At 62.0% G+C, this 2556-nt stretch carries 3 protein-coding genes; 1 reads left to right on the top strand and 2 read right to left on the bottom strand.

From position 1 onward, the window contains the following. Positions 1–674 (top strand): DNA glycosylase AlkZ-like family protein (locus AC2FNB_RS21050; protein ID WP_496748680.1); only part of this gene is annotated, 674 nt, incomplete at its 5' end. A gap of 11 nt (positions 675–685) precedes the next feature. Here AC2FNB_RS21050 and AC2FNB_RS21045 read toward each other — a convergent pair. Beyond that, the gene (locus tag AC2FNB_RS21045; protein ID WP_496748679.1) at positions 686–1603 is read right to left on the bottom strand and encodes a helix-turn-helix transcriptional regulator; all 918 of its coding nucleotides are present in this window, start codon (positions 1601–1603) and stop codon (positions 686–688) included. A gap of 109 nt (positions 1604–1712) precedes the next feature. Continuing rightward, a partial coding sequence (locus tag AC2FNB_RS21040) for an FAD-binding oxidoreductase (protein WP_496748678.1) occupies positions 1713–2556 on the bottom strand: 844 nt, incomplete at its 5' end.

The raw sequence follows: 2556 nt of genomic DNA, 5'->3' as shown, positions 1-2556 counted from the left end.
GTGAAGGGTTTCAAAAGCGTTATGACCTGACGGAACGGGTGATCGAGACGCATCTTTGCCCCGGTCGTACCCCGTGCGATGCCGAGGGCACGGTGAACTGGCTGTGCAATGCGGCGCTTGACCGGTTGGGGTTCGCCACATCGGGCGAAATCTCGGCGTTTTGGGACACGGTCACCTCAAGCGAGGCCAAGGCGTGGTGTGAGGCAGCACTTGCACGCGGCGAGATTGAATCTGTTGAGATCGAAGGCGCGGACGGGCGTCCGCGCAAGGTTTTTACCCGACCCGATGTCGTGGAGCAGGCGGCGCGGCTGGCGGTCGCTCCGGGGCGGATGCGGGTGCTCAGCCCGTTCGACCCGGCCCTGCGCGACCGCAAACGGGCAGAGCGGTTGTTCGGCTTTCACTATCGGATCGAAGTGTTCGTGCCAGAACCCAAGCGGGTTTATGGCTATTATGTCTTTCCGCTGCTCGAAGGTGATCGCCTGGTCGGGCGGATCGACATGAAAGCACATCGGGACTGTGGCGAATTGCGCGTTCGCGCCCTGTGGCCCGAGCGACGCGCCCGGTGGTCAGCGGCCCGCACCCGGAGGTTGGAGGCGGAACTGGACCGCGTTCGCAAACTGGCCGGTGTCGAGCGAGTGGTTTTTGCGGACGGGTGGCTACGGGAGCCACTGTAAACACCGACGGCTCAGGTCAGAAATCCGCGCTCTTTCACCAGCTCCCTTAGCTCTGTCAGCGACACATCGAGCGATTGTCCCGACGTGTCCAGACGTGCGAGCGCCTTGCCATAAAGGGCCTCGCGGCTGGTGAGGATCGACTTGAGTTGCTCCATCGCTTCGGGATTGCCCGCCATCGGCCGTTCGTCGCCCTGGGCGCGGACGCGTTCCATGTGTTCGACGGGTGAGGCGCGGAGCCAGATGGTGTGGAAATGGTTGAGCAGGGTGTTGTACGTTTCCGGTTCGGCAACGATGCCACCGGCGACGGCCAGAATCATGGCGTCGTGGGTGGCGATGACGCGGTCCACGGCCTGCGCTTCGAGCTTGCGGTAACCCTCTTGCCCGTAAAGCGCCATGACTTCGCCAACTGGCATGCCCGCCTGCTCTTCGATCCGTTCATTCAACTCGACAAATGGCAGGTTCAGCGCCTCGCCGAGCATGGCGCCGAGGGTCGATTTTCCGGCGCCGCGGAGGCCGACGAGGCATATTCTGTTGGCTCTGAGCAGTTCGGCGGGAACCGGGGTCAGGGTATTGAGGACCTGCTGCTGCACGTCAGCGTTGGCAGCGCGAAACAGGTCGGCCACGCGCAGGGCGTCCGAATTCCACGGGTCGTCCTCGCCCACCAGCCATTCGATCCGGTGATCGAGTGCACTGGCGACGCGTTGCAGAAGGCCGATCGATATATTGCCTTCGCCGGCTTCCAATTGCGCAAGATATCGTGGTGACACACCCGAAATCTCGGACAGGACACGGCGTGGTATCCCACGGGTTTCGCGTGCCTTGCGGACCCGTTCGCCGACGCGGGCAATCAGCGCATCAACCGACGTCTCGACCAGATCAGCGCCGCTTTGCGATGTGGTTTCGCCCCTGAAGTTGGTGATCTCGGTCATGCCGCCTGCGTGGTCTTTTGTGTGAAATATTGCACAAATTACGATGCCACGGCGTCATGGGCAATCAAAAAGGCCGAAATGTACCGGTTTCCAGACCCCTGTTGTACGATTAGTACGTCTCGACGTGGTATCGTCCTTCGTCACGCATCCGGTCACGCAGATCGGCCCATTCCAGTCCCAGACCGCGCGCGATATCCTTGAGCGCCTCTTCGACCCCCTGCTCCATCGCCTTGAGGCCGCAGATGTAGATGTGACCGTTCGGGTTCTTCAGCAATTCGCCAACTTTATCGGCCTCGTCCCGCAGCTTGTCCTGCACATAATGTTTCGGCTCTCCCTCTTGCCGGGAAAAGGCAAAGTGTTTGGACATGAAGCTTTCCGGCACCTTCTTGAGTGGACCGAAATAGGGCAGCTCCTGCGGGCGGCGGGCGCCGAAGACCAGCATCAGAGAGTCCTTGAGCGACGGATATTCGCGCTGGCGGCGCATGGTGAAGGCGCGGAACGGGGCCGAGCCGGTGCCGGTGCAGATCATCAACAGATGCGCGTTCGGGTCAGACGGCAGCAGAAAGGTCGAGCCGAACGGGCCGGTCACGTTGACCGTATCGCCGGGCTTGAGATCGCAGACATAATTCGAGCACAGGCCCTGTTCCTCGCGCTTGACGGTGAGCGACAGGTTGTTGAAGTTCGGCCGCTCGCCATCGCGGGGGCTGGACACGGAATAGAGGCGCGGCAGATGAGCGTTACCGTTGTCATCCGTGCCCGGCGGGATGATCCCGATGCTTTGCCCTTCGAGCACCGGAAAGGGCAGCGAGCCGAAATCGAGGATGATGTGGCGGACGTCGTTGTCGCTGTCTTCGACCGTCAGGCGGAAGTTGCCGGTGACCCTGGCCTGCGCGGGCTTGCCAAGGCCGTACATGTTGATCGTGGGTTTTGAGGCCGACTGCGGCGCCTTGGCC

The organism is Ruegeria sp. BHSB058 (assembly GCF_059613285.1).
Note: the sequence above shows the minus strand (reverse complement) of the source record. Positions and strands in the feature narration are given on the sequence as shown.